17 protein-coding genes, 2 pseudogenes and 1 riboswitch are annotated in these 20,220 nt (G+C 69.0%); of the genes and pseudogenes, 7 read left to right on the plus strand and 12 right to left on the minus strand.

What is annotated here, in order from left to right; genetic code table 11:
* Positions 1-46: 46 nt before the first annotated feature.
* From PW843_26735 to PW843_26745, 3 genes are all read right to left on the minus strand, one after another.
* Positions 47-1,423: a serine hydrolase gene (locus PW843_26735; GenBank protein ID MDE1150167.1), complete on the minus strand. Its 1,377-nt coding sequence runs from the start codon at positions 1,421-1,423 to the stop codon at positions 47-49.
* 107 nt (positions 1,424-1,530) lie between these two features.
* Entirely contained in the window at positions 1,531-3,438 is a 1,908-nt protein-coding gene (locus tag PW843_26740) for a hypothetical protein (protein MDE1150168.1), read from the minus strand.
* Positions 3,439-3,643: 205 nt separating this feature from the next.
* Positions 3,644-5,110, minus strand: a complete 1,467-nt coding sequence (locus PW843_26745; GenBank protein ID MDE1150169.1) for a catalase — start codon at positions 5,108-5,110, stop codon at positions 3,644-3,646.
* A 418-nt stretch (positions 5,111-5,528) separates the two neighbouring features.
* On the opposite strand from PW843_26745, the gene PW843_26750 reads away from it, so the two are divergent.
* On the plus strand, positions 5,529-6,485 hold the full coding sequence (locus PW843_26750; GenBank protein ID MDE1150170.1) for a LysR family transcriptional regulator: 957 nt from the start codon (positions 5,529-5,531) through the stop codon (positions 6,483-6,485).
* 21 nt (positions 6,486-6,506) lie between these two features.
* Here the strand turns inward: PW843_26750 and folB are convergent, their stop codons facing one another.
* Complete coding sequence (gene folB, locus PW843_26755; protein MDE1150171.1) at positions 6,507-6,872, minus strand: dihydroneopterin aldolase; 366 nt, start codon at positions 6,870-6,872, stop codon at positions 6,507-6,509.
* 239 nt (positions 6,873-7,111) lie between these two features.
* On the opposite strand from folB, the gene PW843_26760 reads away from it, so the two are divergent.
* Positions 7,112-8,242 carry a beta-eliminating lyase-related protein gene (locus PW843_26760; protein ID MDE1150172.1) on the plus strand — a complete coding sequence of 377 codons (1,131 nt, stop codon included), beginning with the start codon at positions 7,112-7,114 and terminating at the stop codon, positions 8,240-8,242.
* Positions 8,243-8,392: 150 nt separating this feature from the next.
* A complete protein-coding gene (locus PW843_26765) occupies positions 8,393-8,707 on the plus strand; it encodes a hypothetical protein (protein ID MDE1150173.1) in 315 nt (104 codons plus the stop codon).
* Positions 8,708-8,711: 4 nt separating this feature from the next.
* Here PW843_26765 and PW843_26770 read toward each other — a convergent pair whose 3' ends face one another.
* Positions 8,712-9,296 (minus strand): histidine phosphatase family protein, encoded by a 585-nt coding sequence (locus tag PW843_26770; GenBank protein MDE1150174.1) that lies wholly within the window; start codon positions 9,294-9,296, stop codon positions 8,712-8,714.
* 4 nt (positions 9,297-9,300) lie between these two features.
* A riboswitch (cobalamin riboswitch) is annotated at positions 9,301-9,463 on the plus strand.
* A gap of 81 nt (positions 9,464-9,544) precedes the next feature.
* On the opposite strand from PW843_26770, the gene PW843_26775 reads away from it, so the two are divergent.
* On the plus strand, positions 9,545-9,733 hold the full coding sequence (locus tag PW843_26775; GenBank protein MDE1150175.1) for a CbtB-domain containing protein: 189 nt from the start codon (positions 9,545-9,547) through the stop codon (positions 9,731-9,733).
* A 108-nt stretch (positions 9,734-9,841) separates the two neighbouring features.
* The gene (locus PW843_26780; GenBank protein MDE1150176.1) at positions 9,842-10,660 is read left to right on the plus strand and encodes a CbtA family protein; all 819 of its coding nucleotides are present in this window, start codon (positions 9,842-9,844) and stop codon (positions 10,658-10,660) included.
* 26 nt (positions 10,661-10,686) lie between these two features.
* On the opposite strand, the gene PW843_26785 is transcribed toward PW843_26780, so the two are convergent.
* Positions 10,687-11,709: an RDD family protein gene (locus PW843_26785; GenBank protein MDE1150177.1), complete on the minus strand. Its 1,023-nt coding sequence runs from the start codon at positions 11,707-11,709 to the stop codon at positions 10,687-10,689.
* 182 nt (positions 11,710-11,891) lie between these two features.
* Between PW843_26785 and PW843_26790 the strand changes: the two genes are divergently transcribed.
* Entirely contained in the window at positions 11,892-12,728 is an 837-nt protein-coding gene (locus PW843_26790; GenBank protein ID MDE1150178.1) for an EamA family transporter, read from the plus strand.
* Positions 12,729-12,735: 7 nt separating this feature from the next.
* Here PW843_26790 and PW843_26795 read toward each other — a convergent pair whose 3' ends face one another.
* The 3 genes from PW843_26795 to cobA all read right to left on the minus strand — a co-directional run bounded on the left by PW843_26795 (position 12,736) and on the right by cobA (position 16,714).
* Positions 12,736-14,205, minus strand: coding sequence for a sugar porter family MFS transporter (locus PW843_26795; protein ID MDE1150179.1), 1,470 nt, complete (start codon positions 14,203-14,205; stop codon positions 12,736-12,738).
* A gap of 399 nt (positions 14,206-14,604) precedes the next feature.
* The gene (locus tag PW843_26800) at positions 14,605-15,933 is read right to left on the minus strand and encodes a cobyrinate a,c-diamide synthase (protein ID MDE1150180.1); all 1,329 of its coding nucleotides are present in this window, start codon (positions 15,931-15,933) and stop codon (positions 14,605-14,607) included.
* A complete protein-coding gene (gene cobA, locus PW843_26805) occupies positions 15,926-16,714 on the minus strand; it encodes a uroporphyrinogen-III C-methyltransferase (GenBank protein ID MDE1150181.1) in 789 nt (262 codons plus the stop codon). The genes PW843_26800 and cobA overlap by 8 nt, the downstream gene beginning before the upstream one ends.
* 4 nt (positions 16,715-16,718) lie before the next feature.
* On the opposite strand from cobA, the gene PW843_26810 reads away from it, so the two are divergent.
* Complete coding sequence (locus tag PW843_26810) at positions 16,719-17,831, plus strand: cobalt-precorrin-5B (C(1))-methyltransferase (protein ID MDE1150182.1); 1,113 nt, start codon at positions 16,719-16,721, stop codon at positions 17,829-17,831.
* Here PW843_26810 and cobM read toward each other — a convergent pair.
* From cobM to cbiE, 3 genes and pseudogenes are all read right to left on the minus strand, one after another.
* Positions 17,810-18,572 (minus strand): annotated as a pseudogene (gene cobM / locus PW843_26815) (precorrin-4 C(11)-methyltransferase). The gene PW843_26810 and the pseudogene cobM sit on opposite strands and share 22 nt — an antisense overlap.
* The gene (locus PW843_26820) at positions 18,569-18,982 is read right to left on the minus strand and encodes a cobalamin biosynthesis protein (protein MDE1150183.1); all 414 of its coding nucleotides are present in this window, start codon (positions 18,980-18,982) and stop codon (positions 18,569-18,571) included. Before PW843_26820 ends, cobM begins: the two are co-directional and overlap by 4 nt.
* Positions 18,979-20,204, minus strand: a pseudogene (gene cbiE, locus PW843_26825) (precorrin-6y C5,15-methyltransferase (decarboxylating) subunit CbiE). Before cbiE ends, PW843_26820 begins: the two are co-directional and overlap by 4 nt.
* Between the last annotated feature and the right edge of the window lie 16 nt (positions 20,205-20,220).

Raw genomic sequence — 20,220 nt, forward strand, 5'->3', positions numbered from 1 at the left:
TTGCGCCCCCGCTGGCGTTGCCGCCAGCAGTGCAAGGGCGGCGACTTTAATCCGGGTAGGCCATGAACTGTTCATACTTGCCCTCGCTGGCCCGCGCCACCACGCGCAGGGACTTCTGGCCAAAGGCGGCCAGGTAGATTTCCTCCGTGAAGCCGCCGCGCAGCCGGCGGCTCAGCGGCTTCAGGGCTGTCAGCGGACCCAGGGGGCCCAGGCTGGCGGCGTAATCGGCGACCACGGCCGGGGTGAAGTAGGCGGCCCCGTCCGGCGTCAGGTGACCGGCGTCGGCGTGGCCTTTGGCCAGCCCCGCCAGGAAAGTGCTGGCCGCCGCCGTCTCCACCGCCGTGGGCTGGGTCGACAGCGGCATCAGGGCGGTGATCTTCTGGGCGATGCTGGCGGGGTCGCCGTAGTCGCTGTTGACCAGCACCACCACGGCGGCCCCCAGGTCCGGCCACACGCGGTTTTCCGCCAGGAAGCCTGAGACCTCGCCGCCATGGCGCACCATGCGGAAGGACCCGTCCGGCGTGACGGTCAGGCCCAGGCCGTAGCGCGCGTCCTGGCCGTTGTTCAGGCGCACGCTGGTCTGCATGGTCCGCCAGCTTTCCGGCTTCAGCAGCCGGCCCTCCATCATGGCGATGTCCCAGCGCGCCAGATCCTGCGGCGTCAGGGCCAGTTGTGCGGCCCCCATCAGCCAGCCCGGCGCCTCCTTCGGGGCCGGGCGCGGTTGGCCCAGGGCATAGCGGGTATAGCCGGCGGCATCATGGGGTCCCAGCGGGCTGGCATCGATGTCGGCGGCATCCAGGCCCAAGGGCTTCAGCACCCGGCTTGTCAGGAAGGTGAAGAAGGGCTGGCCCGCGGTCTTCTCCACGATGCGGGCGGCGATGGTGAAGCCGGTGTTGGAATACTGCCAGGCCTCACCCGGCTGGAAGTCCAGCGGCACGCGGGCCCAGCGGTCGAAGATGCCGTCGGCCGTGATGGGCTTTTCCATGAAGGCGGGGACGTAATCCTGCGGCCAGAAATCACGGTACCCCGCCGTGTGGCTCAGGATCTGGCGCACCGTGATGCGATCGCCGTCCGTCAGGTCCGGGATCCATTTGCCCACCGTGTCGTCCAGCGACAGTTTTCCTTCCTCGGCCAGCAGCAGGATGGCCGCCACCGTGAACTGCTTGGACACCGACCCGATGGCGAAGCGCTGCGCCGTCGTGGCCGCCACGTCCGGATCGCGCCGCGCCTGGCCGTAGGCATGGGCGTAGACCACCCTGCCGTCGCGCACCACGGCGATGGACGCCGCCGGCGTGCCGCTGGCCGCCAGCGCCTCCGTCACCGCCGTATCCACCTTGGCGGCCAGATCGGGGGACAGGCCGGGATCGGCCAGGGCGGAACAGGGGGCGATCAGGATCAGGGCTGCGGCGAGCAAGGCCCGCATGGGACGGTCTCCGGTATCGGTGCGCTGGCGCCGATTTGACGGGAGGTTGCAGGGGCAGGGCAAGCGTTTGTTCGTGGCCAGCCGATCCTGATGGTCTTGAACGGATTTCAGCGGCCCACCGGAAATGCCGCCAGGGACAGCAACGGCTGCCATCGTGTCCGCTGATCGGTGATGCGCAAGCTGGTCGCCAACGCATCATGGAGATCCGCCGCCTTGATCTGCGCTTTAGCGATATCCGCCAGCAGTGAATTTCGCTTGGCGACGATGTTGGCGTTGCTTTCGCCCTCCAAGCCGCTTTCCACCTCTAATGCCTGTGCGGTGTCTCCCTTGAGCGCCAGGTCGCGGGCAATGCCGACCAGCGTGTCGGCGTGTGCGCCGGCCACGGCTGCCGGCATCATTTTCTGTGCGGTTGCCAATGCCTTGGCCACCTCATCCTGGGTGGGAGGTGTTTTCGCGTTGTCGAACATCATGGTCGTCACGGCCAGGGCGGCCATGGGGCTGGGCGGTGCGGTCATTGGCCCCTGGGCATTGGCAGCGGCCACCGCTCCGGCCACGTCCCCCATGTCCGCCTGCAGCACGATGGTTTTATACGGGTCGAGACGGCGGGTAGGGGTTTGTGGCACGGCCTGTAATTCGGCCAGTGCTGTTTTCGCTTCGGTCTGGTATCCGGCCATGACCAGTTCCCGTGTCAGGGCGTAGAGATGGCCGAGCGCGCCATCCGGTCCATCCATGTCCGCCTTCAGGGCGTCGATGGCGACGGCCGTCATGCGGGCCACACCCGGCGCGTCCTGCCTGTCAATCGCGCTGCGGGTAATGCTGACATAGAATTGCAGCCGGTTCTCCAGCTCGATGGTTTGGATCACGCTCAGCGCATCGTCATATTCCCCCAGGGACGCCATCCGGCCGGATAGGCGTGAAAACAGGCTGAAGCGGTCCGCAGAACGAAGTATCGCGGGCCCCGGGCCGGGGCTTTGCGCCAGTGATGCCAGACTGAAAGCCTGTTTGATCAGTGCGAGGGCACCGATGTGGTCGTCCAGTTTCACCAGTAGATCCGACGCGTCCAGCAGCTCCCCGATATCGGCAGGATCGGGCGTCGGCACGAGGGCGTGTGCCAAGGGCTTGTTATCGGTGGCAAGGCCACGGACCAAGACACCCAAGACGGCGTTTTCCTGGATCTTGCTGATCGCGGTCGCCGCAACGAAATTCCGCGCCGCTTTGGCGCCGATACAATGGGCGGCCGCGCCGGCCGTAGCCTCAATCAGGTCAAACCTGATTGAGGGATCCGCGGTGTTGAGGGCTGTCCGGGTGGTCTCCACGGCCTGGGTTGCCACCTTGCGGCCCAGCGCCGTGTTCCGCTGCCGCATGGGTGTTGCATCACACAATGCGACGGCCACGTTGGCCAAAATTTCGACCCTGCTCAGGTCCGGCTGCGGCTTGGCCTGCAACCGAAGGGCATCGTCCGCCGCGCCGGTTTCGGCCAAGGCCTTGGCGATGCGGGGCAATGCGTGTGCCATATCGAGCGTCAGGCCCAAATATGCAGTGGGGGCAAGGGTGGGGATAGTGATGCCTTTTGCCACTTGCAGGGCGGCGGCCTTATCACCGGCATGGGCGAGGGCGGTGGCGAGACGCGCCTGGGCCATGGTCGCGGCGGGTGGTGGCGCATCCACCATGGCCACGGCGCGCCCAGCCGTGGGATCACCGGCAAGGACCAGCGTTTCGATGAGGCTTTCCCGGGTATAAGCTTCCGGCTGGGTCGCCGGGTTTTGTAGGAGGAGGGCGGCGGCGTTTGCGACTTCTCTGGCTTTCCCGGGGTTTCCGGCCTTCAGCAGCGTTCGGGCGAGGTCCGCCAACGCCATCACTTCCATCGTCCCGGTGGCTCCGGTGCCGGCTGGTGCCAAAGCCGTGCTGACAATGTCATTCACATCCTGGCTGTTCCAGGAGGCGGCGGCGGCAGGCAAGGTGCCGCTGAGGGCCAGCATCAACAGGGCGCGGACGACGATGACGGCTTTGGGCAAGGTCGCTTCCTGATCGCGGTGGCGGCCCCTGGGGTGGGGGCTGTTGGTTGCGACCTATTATGGATAAGTGGCGGCGTGCCGCAACGATCAAGGGGCGGCCCCCGGGATCACCGGGAACCGCCCCTTGACGCATGGCCGGGACGTTCGGGACAGAGACAGGGGGAAACCGCACCCGGCCGCCCGGCCGAAGATCAAAGCTTTCCCGTCAGCTGGCGGTCTGCACGGCCAGGGCACGCAGGGCCTGGGCCACGCCCTCGCCGTAGGCGGGGTCGGCTTTGGTGCAGTTGGCGATGTGGCGTTCCTGGATGTGCGCCTCGGCCCCGCCCAGGGATCGCGCGGTGTTCTCGAACAGCGCCTTCTGCTGCGACGGGTTCATCAGGCGGAACAGGTTGCCCGGCTGTTCCCAATGGTCGTCATCCACGCGGTGGTCCCAGTGCCGGGCGTCACCGGCCAGTTCCAGCGGCGGTTCGGCCGTGTCCGGCTGGTCGGGCCAGACGCCGTAGCTGTTGGGGTAGTAGTGCAGGGTGGCGCCCTGGTTGCCGTCGGTGCGCATGGCGCCGTCGCGGTGATAGCTGTGGACGGGGCACTTGGGCGCGTTCACCGGGATGTGGTTGAAGTTCACGCCCAGGCGGTACCGCTGGGCGTCACCGTAGGAGAATAGGCGCGCCTGCAACATCTTGTCGGGGGAGAAGCCGATGCCCGGCACCACGTTGGCCGGGGAAAAGGCGGCCTGCTCCACCTCCGCGAACACGTTGGCCGGGTTGCGGTTCAATTCCATCACCCCGACCTCGATCAGGGGATAGTCGCCATGCGGCCACACCTTGGTGAGGTCGAAGGGGTTGTGCTTGTGCGTCTTGGCCTGCGCCTCCGTCATCACCTGGATGGACAGGGTCCAGCGGGGGAAGGCCCCGGCGTTGATGCTGGTGAACAGGTCGCGCTGGTGGCTCTCGCGGTCCTTGCCCACCACCGTCTCGGCCTCGGCGTCGGTATAGTTCTCGATGCCCTGCTGGCAGGTGAAGTGGAACTTCACCCAGTGCCGCTCATTGGCGGCGTTGATCAGGCTGAAGGTATGGCTGCCGAAGCCGTGCATGTGGCGATAGCTGCGGGGCAGGCCGCGCTCGCTCATGACGATGGTCACCTGGTGCAGCGCCTCGGGCAGCAGGGTCCAGAAGTCCCAGTTGTTGTTGGCGCTGCGCATGCCGGTGTGCGGGTCGCGCTTCACCGCGTGGTTCAGGTCGGGGAAGCGCAAAGGGTCGCGGAAGAAGAACACCGGCGTGTTGTTGCCGACGACGTCCCAGTTGCCGTCCTCGGTATAGAATTTCACGGCGAAACCGCGGATGTCGCGCTCCGCGTCGGCGGCCCCGCGCTCACCGGCGACGGTGGAGAAGCGGATGAACATCGGCGTCTGTTTGCCCACCTCGGCGAAGATCTTGGCCTTGGTGTAGCGGCTGATGTCGCCCGTCACGGTGAAGGTGCCGTGCGCGCCGCTGCCCTTGGCATGCATGCGCCGTTCGGGGATCACCTCGCGGTCGAAATGCGCCAGCTTCTCGATCAGCCAGATATCCTGCAACAGGGCGGGGCCGCGCGGGCCGGCGGTCTGGATGTTGAGGTTGTCCACCACCGGCGCGCCGGTGGCATGCGTCAGGTGGGACGGTTTGGGGGCGTCGGTCATGGGGGCCTCCGGGCCGGCAGGGAAGGACTGCCGGGCGGCATGCGGGCCCCCGGCGTTGCTTGCGGATTTGGCCCGCAGGCGCTCCTCATTTTCATTCACAACCGGCCCGGCCTTTGTTGCGGTGGGCGCACCGCCCCGGGGTCCCGCGTGCAGGCCGGGTAGCCGCCGCCGGTATTCGGGAAATCGCATCGGCGGGGATGGGAAAGGCCCGGAACTGCAAAATTTAACAAGGCTTAACGCTGAATCGGCGCCGGTCCGGACAATAGTATCCAAATTGGTGTCCGTCCGAACAATCGTATCGCCAGTGGGGCGCCTACACTGTTTGCCGACGGGTTCATTGATGGGGGCGTTTCCGGCGCCCCCTGCCGAACCCAGACCGGGGCACGAGCCATCGACCTGAACAGATGAGGGACGCAAGATGTCAGACGTAGCGATGAAATACTTCTACGCGACCGCCATCCACGGGTCGATGCGCGCCGCCAGCCAGAAGATGAACGTGGCGGTATCCTCCGTCAGCCGCCAGATCGCCCAGCTTGAGGCCGCGATGGGCATGCCCTTGCTGGAAACCGGCCGCCGCTCGGTCAAGCTGACGACGGCGGGGCAGATGGTGTTCGACTATTACCAGGCGCAGATGGCGGACCGCGAGGCCTTCGCCGCCCGGCTGGAGGCCCTGCGCGGCATGCGCATGGGCACGGTGGAACTGGCGGTGGCGGAGGGGTGCACCACCCAGGCCGTGCAAGGGGTGCTGGACACCTTCCAGAACCGCTACCCCGGTGTGGAACTGTCCATCCACGCCGTCTCCACCGCCGAGATGGTGCGCATGATCGTGGATGACGAGGTGCACATCGGTCTGGGTGTCCGCGTGCCGTCCGACCCCAAGGTGCGGGTCCGCACCTCCACCCGCCAGCCGCTGATGGTCATCTGCCGGCCCGACCATGCCCTGGCCAAGCGTGGGGCCGTCACCCTGCAGGACCTGGCCGGCCACGATTTGTGCCTGCCCACCCGCGACAGCCGCATCCGCCAGATGCTGTCATCGGCGGAGATGCGCCATCAGGTCTGGCTGCGCGCTACCGTCACCACCAATTCCATCCACACCATGCGCGACCTGGTCCTGTCGGGCCGCGCCGCCGCCATCCTGCCGCGTGTGGGCGTGCTGGCGGATCTGGAGGACGGCACGCTGGTGGCGACACCGCTGTGCGATGTGGAGGCCGACACCGCCACCCTGGACCTGGTCACCCGCCTGGGCCGCCAGTTGCCGCACGCCGCGACGCTGGCCCTGTCCATGCTGGAACAGCAGACGCACCGCTGGTGTCAGCAGCAGAACGCCCGGCCGGAACGACGGACGGCACCGGCCCTGATGGAAGCGGTGGCTTAAAGACGACGGTGTGGATCAGATCTATGCCCGCGCGCGGCGGATCCGCACCGACACGCCGTCAATGATGGCCGGCACCGGGGCCGACGGCTTGTCCACCTGCACCGTGACGGCCTCGACGCGGGGAAACTCCGTCAGCAGGGTGCCGGCCACCGCCTCCGCCACCGCTTCGATGGTCATGAAGCGGCGGGCGGTGGCCACGCGGGTGGTGGCGGCCGTCAGCTTGGCGTAGCAGACGCTCAAATCCCAGTCGTCGGCCTTGCCCGCGATCGACAGGTCCAACTCGCAATCCAGCGAGATGAAGAAGCGCTGGCCCAGCTTGGCCTCCTCCACCATCACGCCGTGGTGGGCGTAGATGGCGATGCGGTGGACCAGGATGTGATCGCTCATGGGAAGGCTACCTTGGGATAAGGCCGGGACGGGGCGTCCGTTCCAGGCTGCCCGTTTTGTGGGTCGCCGTCACGGGTTCCGGTGTTTCAAGGCACGGTTGGGCAATCTCCTTCGGTGCCTTTGCCCGTATGCCCCTGTGGCTTTAATGTGGGTGGGGCGATTGGCCGTTGCCTGGATTGCGGCCCGGACGCAGGGTTGCCGCCTGCCTCATGATCCTTCGTGCCAGCGGACCGATGCCCATGCCTGCCCCCGCCCTCGGCCCTGTCAGCGGTTCCACCAGCGGCAACCTCGCCGCCCACCGCCAGCGCCTGCGCCAGGCTTGTGCGATTGTCTTTCCCGGCTTCCGCGTCCTGACCCCGGCGGAAGAGTTCCGGGCCGTGGCGGCGTGGTGCGATGCCAACGGCGTGGCCCATGACCAGTATGGCGAGGGCGACCTGCTGGCGGCGTTCGAGGGCACGGTGGCGGGCCTGCTGGGGAAGGAGGCGGCGGCCTTCATGCCCAGCGGCGTGATGGCCCAACTGATCGCCCTGCGCCTGTGGACGGAGGTCAGCGGCGTGCCCCGCTTCGGCATGCCCCACACCTCCCACCTCGCCCTGAATGAGGAGGAGGCTTACCAGGCCCTGTTCAATTTCCACGGCGTGCCGGTGGGCGACCGGCACCGGCCCATCCTGGCCCGCGACCTGGCGGCGGTGGCCCAGCCCCTGGCCTGCCTGCTGGTGGAACTGCCCCTGCGGGAAATCGGCGGCCAATTGCCGCGGTGGGATGAGTTGCAGGCCCTGAAGAACCTGGCGCGGTCACGCCAGCTGCCGCTGCACATGGACGGCGCCCGCCTATGGGAAAGCCGCGCCTTCTACGGGCGCCCCTACGCCCAGATCGCGGCCGGCTTCTCCTCCGTCTACGTCTCGGTCTACAAGGGCATCGGCGGCATCGCTGGTGCCGTGCTGGCGGCCGATGCCGATTTCATCGCCAACGCCCGGCTGTGGCAGCGGCGCCTGGGTGGCACCCTGGTGCGGCAAAGCCCCATGGTCGCCACTGCCGCCATGCGTTTCCAGGCGCGGCTGGGCCAGCTGGAGGCCTGTTATCGCCGCGCCGTGGATCTGGCGGCCGGCCTTTCGCGCATTCCCGGCATCCGCATCAATCCGGCCGTGCCGCAGACCAACATGCTGCATGTCTTCTTCGACCGGCCGGCGGAGAGGGTGGCCGAAACCCGCGACGCCATCGCCGCCGATGAGGGCCGGTGGGTGGTGGGCGACGTGCGCGCGACCGGCGTGCCGGGGTGGAGCGTGACGGAGCTTTACGTCGGCGACACGCTGCTGGACCATGACAACGACGACGTGCTGCCCTATTTCGCCCGCCTGATGGGCTTGTGAGGTGGCGGGCCGCTTTGCCTTTCGGCCCGGGTGGCTATATATGCGGGCAGGGTTCGTCCGCCGAACGCTGCCGGCGGATGCCGGTGTCCGGCGATTGAGGGGACATTTGATCGGTCACGGGTCAAATGCCGCGCTTATGAAAAGGCCCATGTGGTGAAGGCAATTCACAAGATTTTCAGGGATCCGAATAAGTTTCGGCGGCGCGCCGGCCTGACGGCCCTGGTGTTCGCCCTGGGCGCGCCGGTTGCCGGCTACAATTTCGGGATTATCGTTGGCGGCATGTTGACGGTCCTGGCCTTCCTGGTCACCCTGCTGATCGTCGTTTTCGACATGTGCTCGTCCTCGAAAAGCTGTTCCTGCCCCGTTTGCAGCTATCGGACGGTGCGGGAAACGGGCCTTTGGATGAAACCGCCGCCGGAGGAACACTGCACCGGTTTGCGTGCCCGCCTGTTCGGGATGACGTAGGGGCTTATTCCACGCCGGTGGCGCGGACGGTCCAGCGGCCGTTCCACCGCAAGTCGGTCAGCGACAGGGGCACGATGTCCAGGCGCCAGAAGGCGTCGGCACCGGTGCCCAGGGCATGCAGCACCGCCGCCCGGATGGGGGCCGCGTGGGTCACGGCCACGACATGCCCTTCCGCATCGATCAGCCCGTCCATCCAGCCGCCCACGCGTTGCAGCAGCCGTGCGATGGACTCGCCGCCGTGGGGCTCGGCCGTCGGATCGGTCAGCCAGGCGGCCAGGCCCGCCGGATCGACGGCACCCACGGCCGACAGGCTCTGTCCTCGCCAATTGCCCGCATCCAGGTCACGAAGGACGGGATCGATGCCCGCCTCCAGGCTCAATGTCCGGGATAGTGGGGCCGCCGTCTGCCGGGCCCGCGTTTCCGGTGCCGTCCATAGCCGGGCGGCCTTGCGCCACAGGGGTGCCCGATCGGCCAAATCCGCCATCCGCGCCAGGCCGGCGGCCTCCGCTGGTTCATCCGCCTGGGGGAAAACGGCGTCGCGTTGGGCACGGGTGGGGGCGTGGGCCAGCAGGGTCAGGCGCAGGGTCATGAGATATCCCTTGAAAGCGGGTGGGGGCACCCCTACCATCCGCCCGTCATTCGCGAACGGGGGAAGCCGGTGCAATTCCGGCACGGTCGCGCCACTGTGACCGGATGCCTTAGCCTTATATCGGCCGGCGTCCGGAAGCCAGACCCCCCGCTTGCCCAATCCAGCCTGGCACGGCTGATCGCGCACGGGACGCGTTTTTCCCAGGGAGCGTACAATCATGGCCCACGCCGCCACCCAGTCCGGCACCCCTGCCGTTGCCCCTTCCCGTCATCTCCGCCGGCGAGCTGCTGCCGTGGGCGGTGTTCGGCGGCCTGCTGCTGGTGCTGATGCTGTATTTCGTGGGGGCGGAGCAGGGGGCGACCTCCCTGGTCCAGGGCCGTGCCGTGCATGAATTCGTGCATGACGCCCGCCACCTGCTGGGCTTCCCCTGCCATTAACGTTTTCCCGCCTTCGCTGGGAAACGTTAATTTCTTGTTCGGCCGTGCGATTCACGCTTTGGGCGTTTCCGTCCAAAGTGATCGCACTTGAGGCAGGTCCTATCCATCATGGTTGGAATCCTTCTGGCCCGCGGGATGCTGATCGGCATCCTGGCGGGTGTGCTCGCCTTCGGTGTGGCCCGCTTGGCCGGCGAAGGGTCTGTCGAACGCGCCATCGCCTTCGAAGCCGCCCACGCTCACGAGGGGCATGACGATCATCATCACGATCAGGCCGATGCGGATCACGACGATGATCATGCCGGCGTTGGCCACAGCCACGGCGATGATGAGGAAGAACTGTTCAGCCGCGGGGTGCAGAGCACCGGCGGCCTGCTGACCGGCCTGTTGGTTTATGGTGCGGCCATCGGCGGCCTGTTCGCCCTGGTCTACGCCTACGCCCAGGGCCGTTTGGGTGCGCTGAGTCCCCGCGCACTGGCGGCCGTGCTGGCCCTGCTGGGGTTCGTGGCCCTGGTCCTGGTGCCGGCGTTCAAATACCCGGCCAACCCGCCGGCGGTGGGCGATCCCGACACCATCAGGCAGCGTACCGCCCTGTTTTTCATGGTGCTGATCCTGTCTGTCGTCGCCATGGTCGCGGCCGTGGTGCTGGCCCGGCGGCTGGCGGCGCGCTGGGGCGCCTGGAACGCTGCCATCGCTGGTGGCGCCCTGTTCCTGGCGGTGGTGATCGCGGCCGGCTTGGTATTGCCGGCGGTGGACGAGGTGCCGGCCGACTTCCCCGCCCAACTGCTGTGGCGCTTCCGCCTGGCCTCTTGGGCTATTCAAGCCACCTTATGGGCCGGCCTGGGCTTGGGCTTCGGCGCGTGGATGCAGGTGGCGCAAGGGCGGGACGTGGCGGCCCTGCGGCAGGATCGGCGGCCGGCGTTGTTCTGACCGAACCAGCACCGGAACTTGGGGCATCAGCCTTGGGGCTTGCCCGTGGTCGCTTCGCTTTCAGGCGCGAAAGTCTGGATGGTGGCGTGCCAGTGCGCGAACGTGTCGCCAAGCCCCAGTGTCTGGAACCAGTGGGCGAAACCGAAATCGAAGCCGTAGGCGATGCCTATGCTCAGGTGCGCGGACGGGGGCAGATCGGTGGCTTTCAGCACCTGCGCCGCGATGCGTGCCAGTTCCGGCCGCGCGTCGGCCATGGGCTGGAACAGGCGGACCGAGACCGCCAGCACTTCCGACGGGCCGGGGGCGTTTCCCGCGATCCGCTGGGTGTGGCTAATGCCCACGACCTCGACTTCCGGAAGCGTATCCACGGCCGTATAGACGGCCCGCAGCGGTCGTCCCAGCGGGGTGAAGAAAAAGGCCGGGCTCAGGGCTGCCAGCAGGATGGCCGCGATCAGGACGCCGGTCATATGGCTGCCCAGTCTCTCCAGTACCAAGGGGACCGGGGAGGATGGCATCGTCCGGCCACCGATCCGGGCAACGTACGTGCCGCAAGCCAGGTCATGCAGGCCACGGCGGCTGGGACGGTTGAATAGGAAAAGCAGAATCTGCCCCAGAAGCGCGCCTCCGAAAAGGGTGGTGGTAACCCAACCCACGATCATCACCGGGGTGTCGTTCGACAGGGATTTGAGCAGCATGCCGTTCAGGAACCAGGGTGCGGTCAGGATCATCGCCCGAACCAGGGCTTCGCTCACCTGCGGCGGCTCCCCCCCGGCTGACAGCACCCGTAGTTTCAGCAGCCGCTTGCCCGGCGTCTGACCGTTGCCCAGCCGGCTGCCCAGCAGGCCGAAATAGCAGACGGCGACAGCCCATCCGATGAAACGACCGCCGGTGCCCAGGGCCGCCGCCTGATGGAACAGGGGAATGCCGACGGCCAAGCCGGCAGCGGCCAGAACCAGGATGTCGACCACCAAGGCCAGCAGGCGGGGCCAGAAGCGGGCGAAGGATGGCGGCGTTAACGCGTCCGGCGCGGTTGAATCCAAGGTGTCCATCCATCTTCCCCCACGGCTTGGCGCCACAGCCAATAGGATAGGCTGTGTGGACTTCTTATGTCATGGCGTGTGGCGCGCGCGCCAGCCGGATGCCGGGCAGCCATCCCATGACAGGGCGGTGACAGGGTGGCGGCTCGCCCCGTACAACGGAACCGGCCCCGTACAGGAACCGTCGCCCCCCCATGTCCATTTCCGTCTTCGCCGTCGTCATGTTCGCGGCCCTGCTGCACGCCACCTGGAACGCCATCGTCAAGGGCGCGGGGGACAAGCTGCTGGGGGCGGTGCAGGTGGCGGCGTTCGGTGCGCTGATCGCCGCCGTGGCCCTGCCTTTCCTGCCGCAGCCGGCCGTGGCCAGTTGGCCCTATATCGTGGCGTCCAGCGTCTTGCAGGTCCTGTACATGAGCCTGCTGGCCCGTGCCTATCATGTCGCGGACATGAGCCAGACCTATCCCCTGATGCGGGGCACGGCACCGCTGGTGGTGGCGCTGGTCGGCAGCCTGTGGCTGCGGGAACCGCTGTCCGTCACGGCCTGGGTCGGCGTGGCGGTGATCTGCGCCGGCATTCTCAGCATGGCGTGGCTGGGTCGCGGCGGCGGCGGGGGCAAGGGGCTGCGCGTGGCGCTGCTGAACGCGGCGGTGATCGCGGGCTATACCCTGGTGGACGGGCACGGCGTGCGCCTGTCGGGGGCGCCGGCCGCCTACACCCTGTGGGGCATGTTGCTGAACGGCATTCCGCTGGTGGGTTGGGCGCTGGTGTTCCGCCGCCGTCCCTTCCTGGACCAGGCCCGGCGGCAGTGGCGCCGGGGCGTGGTGGGCGGCTTCGGCAGCCTGACCTCATACGGCCTGGCGCTGTGGGCCATGACCCTGGCGCCGGTGGCGGTGATCGCCGCCTTGCGCGAAAGCTCCATCCTGTTCGGCACCGCCATCGCGGCCCTGGTGCTGAAGGAAAGGGTCGGCCCCCGCCGGGTGGCGGCCGCGTGCCTGATCGCGGCGGGGGCCATGGTGCTGCGCCTGGCGTGATGCCGGCCTATTCGGCGGGGCTCAGCCGCGCCTCCAGGTGCTGTTCCAGGGTTTCCAGTGATTTTCCGCGCGTTTCCGGCACGAAATGCCAGACGAAGGCCAGTGACGCCACGTTCAGGGCCGCCAGCAGGAAGAAGGTCTCGCCGCCCAGCCAGTCCAGCAGGATGGGAAACAGGAAGGCGACAGCGGCATTGAACATCCACATCACCGCCACCACCAGGCCCGTCACCACGCCGCGCATGCGCTGGGGGAACAGTTCCGACATCAGCAGCCAGTAGATGGTGCTGATCATGCCCTGCTGGAAAAACATGAAGGCGAAGATGATGGCCAGCGCGATATAGCTGCGCCCCGTCCCGTCCGGCATCAGTTGCAGCACGGCACCCAAGCCCATCAGGCACAGGATCGCCCCGACCAGGCCCGTCATCAGCAGGGCGCGGCGGTTGTTGCGGGTGATCAGCCAGATGCCCAGCAGGGTGGACAGCACGGCGATGACGCCGTTGCCGATGGTGCCGGTCAGGGCGGCCTCCGTCCCCATGCCGGTCGATTGCAGGATGATGGGGGTGAAGTACATGAAGGCGTTGACGCCGGTGAACTGCGCCACGAAACCCAGCCCGATGCCGATCAGCATCAGGTTGCGGATCCAGGGGGTGCGCAGTTCGCTCAGGCCCGTGGCCTCGCTGACATCGCTGGTGGCGGCCATCATGCCGGCCAGCTCCCGCTCGCGCTGGGCCGGGTCCTGGCGGATGCGCGCCATGACGGCCCGCGCCTCATCCTCCCGGTTGTGCAGGGCAAGCCAGCGGGGCGATTCCGGCATGAACACCATGCCCAGCCACAGCAGCAGCGCCGGCACGGCGGCGACCGCCAGCATGACGCGCCACACCGCCGGATCGTGCAGCACATGGGCCAGCACGGCGCTGCAGACATAGGCCAGCATCTGGCCGGTGACGATCATCAGTTCGCTGCGGGTCACCAGGCGGGCGCGGCGGTTGGGCGGCGCTATCTCCGCGATGAAGACGGGCACGACGGCGGAGGCGCCACCAACACCCATGCCCAGGAAGAAACGGGTGGCCGCCATCAGGGCGATGTCGGGGGCGCCGGCCGTGCCCAAGGCGCCGGTGAAGAACACCAAGGCCAGGATCAGGATGGCGGCGCGGCGGCCATAGCGGTCGGACAGGCGCCCGCCGATGAAGGATCCCAGGGCGGCGCCGAAGATCAGGGCCGCGGTGATCGCCCCCTCCGTCAGCGGGGTCAGGCCCAACCCGCCTTGGGTGGCCGCACGGCTCATATAGGGCAGGGCGCCGGCGATGACGCCGGTATCGTATCCGAAGGCCAGCGCGCCCAGGGTGGCGACGCCGGTGATCACTTGCACGTAGTTATAGGCGCCGTTCTTGGCTGCTTTGGCGGCGGGTGGTGGGAGGGGATCCACCAGAGAATCCGGGAGTGACGCGGCGGACGTTGTGGCGTTCGTCGTATCCATGACGGCTTGTTTTTCCTTTTCCTTTTCCGACATGCCGCCCGCCAATCAGGCAAAAGCGATCCCAGCCCGGCGCCCAAGGGGGAACGCCGAAGGGGTTGTTCGGATAAAAGATGCGATCACCGGCTGCGGGGCTCATTCCCCGGGCACGGCGGACGGATCCGCCCCGCACGTAAGGGACCGGATCCTGTGATCGCTTTCAGGGATGGGGACGGTGGATGGATCACACCGGGCGCCCGGCCGATGTCAGGCCGGGCACGCATCCCCGACGGCGCCGCAACTCAGGGGCAGGGGCCGCACCTCATGCTGAATCGTGGCCGACAAAGCGGGGCTTCCACGTTCGAGGTGACCCGAAAGTACCAGTCAGATAGTTGTGTTGTCAACCTTATGGGGCTGGCGGGCTTATCCGGCTGCCGCGATCAGGTGCAGGAAGGACCCGGTGACGCCGCCCCGCCGGCTGCCCAAGGGCCCCAGATCGGTGCCGTCGGCGGCCTGCGCCGTCAGCAATGGGGCATCAGCACCAGGTGTGACCACGCTGGCGTAATGGAACTCATGCCCGCGGAAGCGGCTGCCCTGGGGGCCGAAAGGCAGGTCGGCCAGGGTGGTGATCAGGCGATAACCCAGATGCAGCTTGCGCTTGGCGAAGCTGGTCTGGACGGACAGCAGGCCCAGCATGTCGTGCGCCTGACCCTGGGCATCCACCAGCACCTCGCCCAGGGTCATGTAGCCGCCGCACTCGCCATAGATGGCGGCACCCTGCTCGGCCAGCCGGCGCATGCCGGCCTTAAACGTCACGGCGGCGGCCAATGTGCCGGCGTGCAGTTCGGGATAGCCGCCGGGCAGGTAGACGGCGTCGGCGCCGGCATCCGGCGCCTGGTCGGCCAGGGGGGAGAAGGAAAGGATCTCTGCCCCGGCGGCGCGCCAACCTGCCAGCACGTGGGGGTAGGTGAAACTGAACGCCGCGTCGGCGGCCAGCGCGATGCGCTGCCCCGGTGGCCGCAGGGCGGGCACGTCGCTGGCGACGGCCGGGGTGTGTGGCACGGCCAGGGCGGCCAACCGGTCCAGATCCACATGTTCCCCCACCCAGGTGCCCAGGGCCGCCAGGCGGTCGGCCAGGGCGTCGGTCTCCGCCGCCTGCACCAGGCCCAGGTGCCGTTCCGGCAGGGCCAGGCCGGGCGTGCGGGGCAGGGCGCCCAGCACGGGGATGTCCAGCGCGTGGATGGCGTCCTGGATCAGGCTGCGATGACGCGGGCTGGCGATGTTGTTCAGCACCACGCCGGCCAGGCGTACGTCGTCGCGGTACGTGGCGAAACCTTTGACCAGGGCCGCCACCGACTGCGACGCCCCGCGCCCGTCCACCACCAGCACGACGGGCCAGCCGGTGCGGGCCGCGATGTCGGCGGTGGCGCCATTGCCCCAGGCGCCCACCCGCGCCACACCGTCGAACAGGCCCATCAGGGCCTCGCAGATCAGCAGTTGGCCATTTGCCGCCGCCCGGCCCGCCAGCGTGTCGAACAGGGCCGGCGCCATGGCCCAGCTGTCCAGGTTCAGGCTGGGATGGCCGCAGGCCGCCGCGTGGAAGGCCGGGTCGATATAGTCCGGCCCCGACTTGGCGGCGCGCACGTCCAGCCCGCGCGCGCGGAACGCCGCCAGCAGGCCCAGGGTCAGGGTGGTCTTGCCGGAGCCCGAGGCGGGCGAGGCGATGATCAGGCCGGGGGCGAACTCAGCCATGGGCATCGACCCCCAGCCAGTTCAGTGTGCCGTGCAGTTCGGCGATGGCGCCGATGACGATGATGGCCGGCGGCGCCAGACCACTGTCCGCCAGATCCCGCGCGCAAGTCTCCAGTGTGCTGACCAGCACCTTCTGGCGCGGGGTGGTGGCATCGCAGATGACGGCGACGGCGGTATCCGGCGCCAGGCCACCGGCCATCAGCGCCTGCGCGATGCCGCCCAGGCCGCGCCAGGCCATGTACAGGATCAGCGGCGCCTTGGTGGCGGCAAGCGCCGCCCAGTCCGGCCCATCGCCCGCCGATTGGCCCGTCACCAGGATGACGGCCTGGTTGGCGGTGCGATGGGTGGCCGGGATGCCGGCATAGGCGGGACCGGCCAGGCCGGCGGTGATGCCCGGCACGACACGGAAGCGCAGGCCGGCCGCGACCAGGGCCAGCGCCTCCTCCCCCCCGCGGCCGAAGACGAAGGGGTCACCCGCCTTCAGGCGCAGCACGTGGCGGCCCTGGCGGCCCAGTTCCACCAGGCGCAGGCTGATGTCCTCCTGCGCCGGGGACGGGCGGCCGCCGCGCTTGCCGGCGAATTCCTTCACGGCGGCGGGATTGGCCAGGGCCAGGATGCGGTCATCGACCAGCGCGTCGTAGACGATATGATCGGCCTGGCGTAGAGCATGCAGCGCCAGCAGCGTTAGCAGGCCGGGGTCGCCGGGGCCGGCACCCACCAGCCAGACGCTGCCGGGCTCAAAGGCGGGAAGATCGAGAGCGGACAGGATCGGGTCAGTCATGGCGATGGATGGTGTTGAGGGAGCCGAAGGGAAGGACGGGCGCGCGCTGCGGCCGGGCTGGACCACCGGCGCCTGCGCCACGGCCGCCGCCGCCGCCGCCGCCGCCGCTTTGTTTGGGGACGACTTTCCGGACCCGGTGGCCATCACCCTGCCGGGCGGGCAGACGCCGGCCTTCGCGCTCGCCATCACGCAGCGCGGCGACGGCTGGGCCCTGGCCGGGGTGGTCAAGGATGCGGGCGACGATCCGGACGTGACCCACGGCGCCCTGGTGCGGGTGCGTATCACGCAGGGCGCGGCGGGCGGCGGCGTCACTTTCCGCGCCGGTCCCGGCGTCGGCACCGTCACCTTGCCGGGATTGCCGCTGCCGGTGGGGGAGCCGGCCATCAACCCCATGCCCCGAACCATGATCCGCCAGGCGGTCGAGGCCGCGGCACAAGCCGCCGGCCGGGCCGCCGATCTGGTGGTGGAGGTCGGCATCGACAACGGTGAGGTGCTGGCCCGGCGCACCATGAACGGCCGCCTGGGCATCGTCGGCGGGCTGTCGGTGCTGGGCACCACCGGCATCGTCGTGCCCTATTCGTGCAGCGCCTGGATCGCCAGCATCCATCGCGGCGTGGACGTAGCCCGCGCCGCCGGCCTGGCCCATGTCGCCGCCTGCACCGGCCGTACGTCCGAGGCGACGGTGGCCCGCCATTACGGCCTGACCGAACAGGCGCTGCTGGACATGGGCGATTTCGCCGGCGGCACGCTGAAGTACCTGCGCCGCCATCCCGTGCCCCGCCTGACCATCGCCGGCGGCTTCGCCAAGCTGGGCAAGCTGGCGCAGGGGCTGATGGATCTGCATTCCAAGCGCCACGCGGTGGATCTGGACTGGCTGGCCGGGGTGCTGGCCGATCTGGGCGCCGCGCCGGATCTGGTTGATGCCGCGCGCGGCGCCAACACCGCCCTGCAGGTGTTGCAGATGGCGGATGCCGCCAGCCTGCCCGTGGCGAACCGGGTGGCGGAAATGGCGCGCGCCGTGGCACTGGACGTGCTGGACGGGGCCCCCATCGCCGTGGACGTGATCGTCATCGACCGCCAGGGCGGCATCATCGGTCAAGCGCCCCTCCCGCGATAGCGGCGCTGGTAATTGGCGTCGTAGAGGGCGCTGGCGCGGAAGTCGTCCGTGCCCAGGGTCTTGCCCACCAGGATCAGGGCGGTGCGGTCGATGGGATTGGCCGCCACCTGGGCGCCGATGTCGGCCAGGGTGCCGCGCAGCACCCGCTCATCGGGCCAGGACGCGCGGTAGACCACGGCCGCCGGGCAATCCGCGCCGTACATCGGGGTCAGCCGCTCCACCACCTGGTCGATGACATGGATGGACAAATGGATGGCCAGGGTGGCGCCGGACTGGCCCAGCACCTCCAGTGTCTCGGTGGCCGGCATGGCGGACGCCCGGCCGCTGGTGCGGGTGATGACCAGGGTCTGGCTGACCTCCGGCAAGGTCAGTTCGCGGCCCAGGGCGGCGGCGGCGGCGGCGAAGGCCGGCACGCCCGGTGTGATGGTGTAGGGAATCCCCAGGTCCGCCAGGGCCCGCAATTGCTCACCCAGCGCGCTGTAGACCGACAAATCGCCAGAATGCAGGCGGGCGACGTCCTGGCCGGCGGCCTGGGCGGCCTGGAACTCCGCCACGATCTCTTCCAGCGACAACGGCGCGGTGTCGATGATGCGGGCGTCCTCCGGCGCGTGGGCCAGCACGGCGGTGGGCACCAGCGATCCAGCATACAGGCAGACGGGGCAACGGGCGATCAGGTCGCGACCGCGCAGGGTCAGCAGGTCGGGCGCCCCCGGGCCGGCGCCGAATGAAATGGACGGTCATGGGGCGGTTTCTCCGGAACAGGCGATGGCGCAGGTGCAGACCAGCCCTTGGATACGGGGCAGGATGAGGCGGGCGGCGGCATTGCCGGGGGCGCCGCAGGCCGCCAGGGCCGCGGCCTCCGCCACCGCCGGCCGGCCATGCTCGGGACCGGCGCTGGGGGTGGGGGTGCCGATGCCGCGCAGGATCGCGTCGCTGAAACCCACCAAGGGCAGGTACAGGATGGCGGCGGCGTCGATCAGGGCCTCTTCCTCAAGCTTGCTGTCCAGGGTGGCCAGGACCAAGCCATCCGGTAGCTCAGCCCAGTCCAGGCGCTTGAAGGCCCGGGCCAGCAACTCCTGGACATCGTCGTACAGAACTCCGCTGGCGCAGCCGATGCCGATGGCGAAAGGGGCGTGGGGAAGCGTCGTCATAACGGCTTCTCCACCCGCCACAGCGTAACGGGCATCAGTGGGCGCCAGCCGCGAAAGCCGCCCAGGGCGGCGGCACGCTCCACCGACAGACGGGTCAACGTCCCTCCCCATTCGGCCTGGCGGCGGGCCAGTTCGCTTTCGGTTTCCAGGGTCACGGCGGTGGCCACCAGCCGGCCACCGGGACGCAGCGCCCGCCAGCAGGCCTCCGCTACGCCAGGCACCGTCAGGCCGCCGCCGATGAAGATCGCATCCGGCGTGGGCAGGTCCGCCAGCGCGTCGGGCGCCTGGCCCCCGCGGCAGTCCAGGCCGGGCACGCCGAACGCCAGGGTATTGGCCCGGATCGCGGCCATGCGATCGGCCCGATCCTCCACCGCCACCGCCCGGTTGGCGGGATCGGCCAGCAGCCATTCGATGGCGATGGAGCCGGAGCCGGCACCCACGTCCCACAGCATCTCCCCCCGGCCGGCGGCCAGGTGCGACAGGGCGACGGCGCGGACCTCACGCTTGGTGATCTTGCCGTCGTGCCGGAACCAGTCGTCGGGCAATCCTGGTGTGCGCGGCAGCACGCGGGCGCCCCCGGTTCCACCGCGCAGGTCAGGGCGATGGTGTTCAAATCCTGGACCGTGTCGGTCGCCCAATCCCGTGCCGTGGCGCCTCTCACCCGTTCACGCGGGCCGCCCATGGCCTCCAGCACCGTCAGGGTGCTGGGCCCGAAACCGCGGTCACGCAGAAGGGCCGCCAGCTTGGCCGGCGTCGTCCCGTCCCAGCTCAGCAACAGCAGGCGGGCACCCGGGAATAGGTGGGGGATGACGGTCTCCAGCGGCCGGCCGTGCAGGGACAGGCAGGCGACCTCCTGCAAGGGCCAGCCCAGCCGTGCGGCCGCCAGGGTGAAGGCGCCGGGGGCCGGTAACACCCGCGTCTCATCCGCCGGCACGATGCGGGACAGCGTGGCGCCGATGCCGAACCACTGCGGATCGCCGCTGGCCAGCACCGTCACCGCCTGACCGCGCCGGGCCAGCAGGGTGGGGAAGGCGTCGGTCAGCGGACTGGGCCAAGCCAGGCGCTGCTGCCCCGCTGTATCCGGCGCCATCGCCAGGTGGCGCGCCCCGCCCACCAGCAGGGTGGCGCCGGTGACGGCCGCGCGCGCGGCGGGCGACAGGCCGTCCCAGCCATCCTCACCGATCCCGACGATGGTCAGCCAAGGTGCCGGAATGCTACTCATGGCGGGCACTCAACGG

Source organism: Azospirillaceae bacterium (assembly GCA_028283825.1).
Taxonomy (GTDB): domain Bacteria; phylum Pseudomonadota; class Alphaproteobacteria; order Azospirillales; family Azospirillaceae; genus Nitrospirillum.

Bases quoted from the DNA above. Each gene is read 5' to 3' on its own strand.
- PW843_26750 (MDE1150170.1), top strand. From the start codon at position 5,529: ATGTCAGACGTAGCGATGAAATACTTCTACGCGACCGCCATCCACGGG.
- PW843_26785 (MDE1150177.1), bottom strand. From the start codon at position 11,709: ATGGACACCTTGGATTCAACCGCGCCGGACGCGTTAACGCCGCCATCC.
- PW843_26820 (MDE1150183.1), bottom strand. From the start codon at position 18,982: ATGACGACGCTTCCCCACGCCCCTTTCGCCATCGGCATCGGCTGCGCC.
- cobA (MDE1150181.1), bottom strand. From the start codon at position 16,714: ATGACTGACCCGATCCTGTCCGCTCTCGATCTTCCCGCCTTTGAGCCC.
- folB (MDE1150171.1), bottom strand. From the start codon at position 6,872: ATGAGCGATCACATCCTGGTCCACCGCATCGCCATCTACGCCCACCAC.
- PW843_26810 (MDE1150182.1), top strand. From the start codon at position 16,719: ATGGATGGTGTTGAGGGAGCCGAAGGGAAGGACGGGCGCGCGCTGCGG.
- PW843_26800 (MDE1150180.1), bottom strand. From the start codon at position 15,933: ATGGCTGAGTTCGCCCCCGGCCTGATCATCGCCTCGCCCGCCTCGGGC.
- PW843_26790 (MDE1150178.1), top strand. From the start codon at position 11,892: ATGTCCATTTCCGTCTTCGCCGTCGTCATGTTCGCGGCCCTGCTGCAC.
- PW843_26780 (MDE1150176.1), top strand. From the start codon at position 9,842: ATGGTTGGAATCCTTCTGGCCCGCGGGATGCTGATCGGCATCCTGGCG.
- PW843_26745 (MDE1150169.1), bottom strand. From the start codon at position 5,110: ATGACCGACGCCCCCAAACCGTCCCACCTGACGCATGCCACCGGCGCG.
- PW843_26795 (MDE1150179.1), bottom strand. From the start codon at position 14,205: ATGGATACGACGAACGCCACAACGTCCGCCGCGTCACTCCCGGATTCT.
- PW843_26770 (MDE1150174.1), bottom strand. From the start codon at position 9,296: ATGACCCTGCGCCTGACCCTGCTGGCCCACGCCCCCACCCGTGCCCAA.
- PW843_26735 (MDE1150167.1), bottom strand. From the start codon at position 1,423: ATGCGGGCCTTGCTCGCCGCAGCCCTGATCCTGATCGCCCCCTGTTCC.
- PW843_26760 (MDE1150172.1), top strand. From the start codon at position 7,112: ATGCCTGCCCCCGCCCTCGGCCCTGTCAGCGGTTCCACCAGCGGCAAC.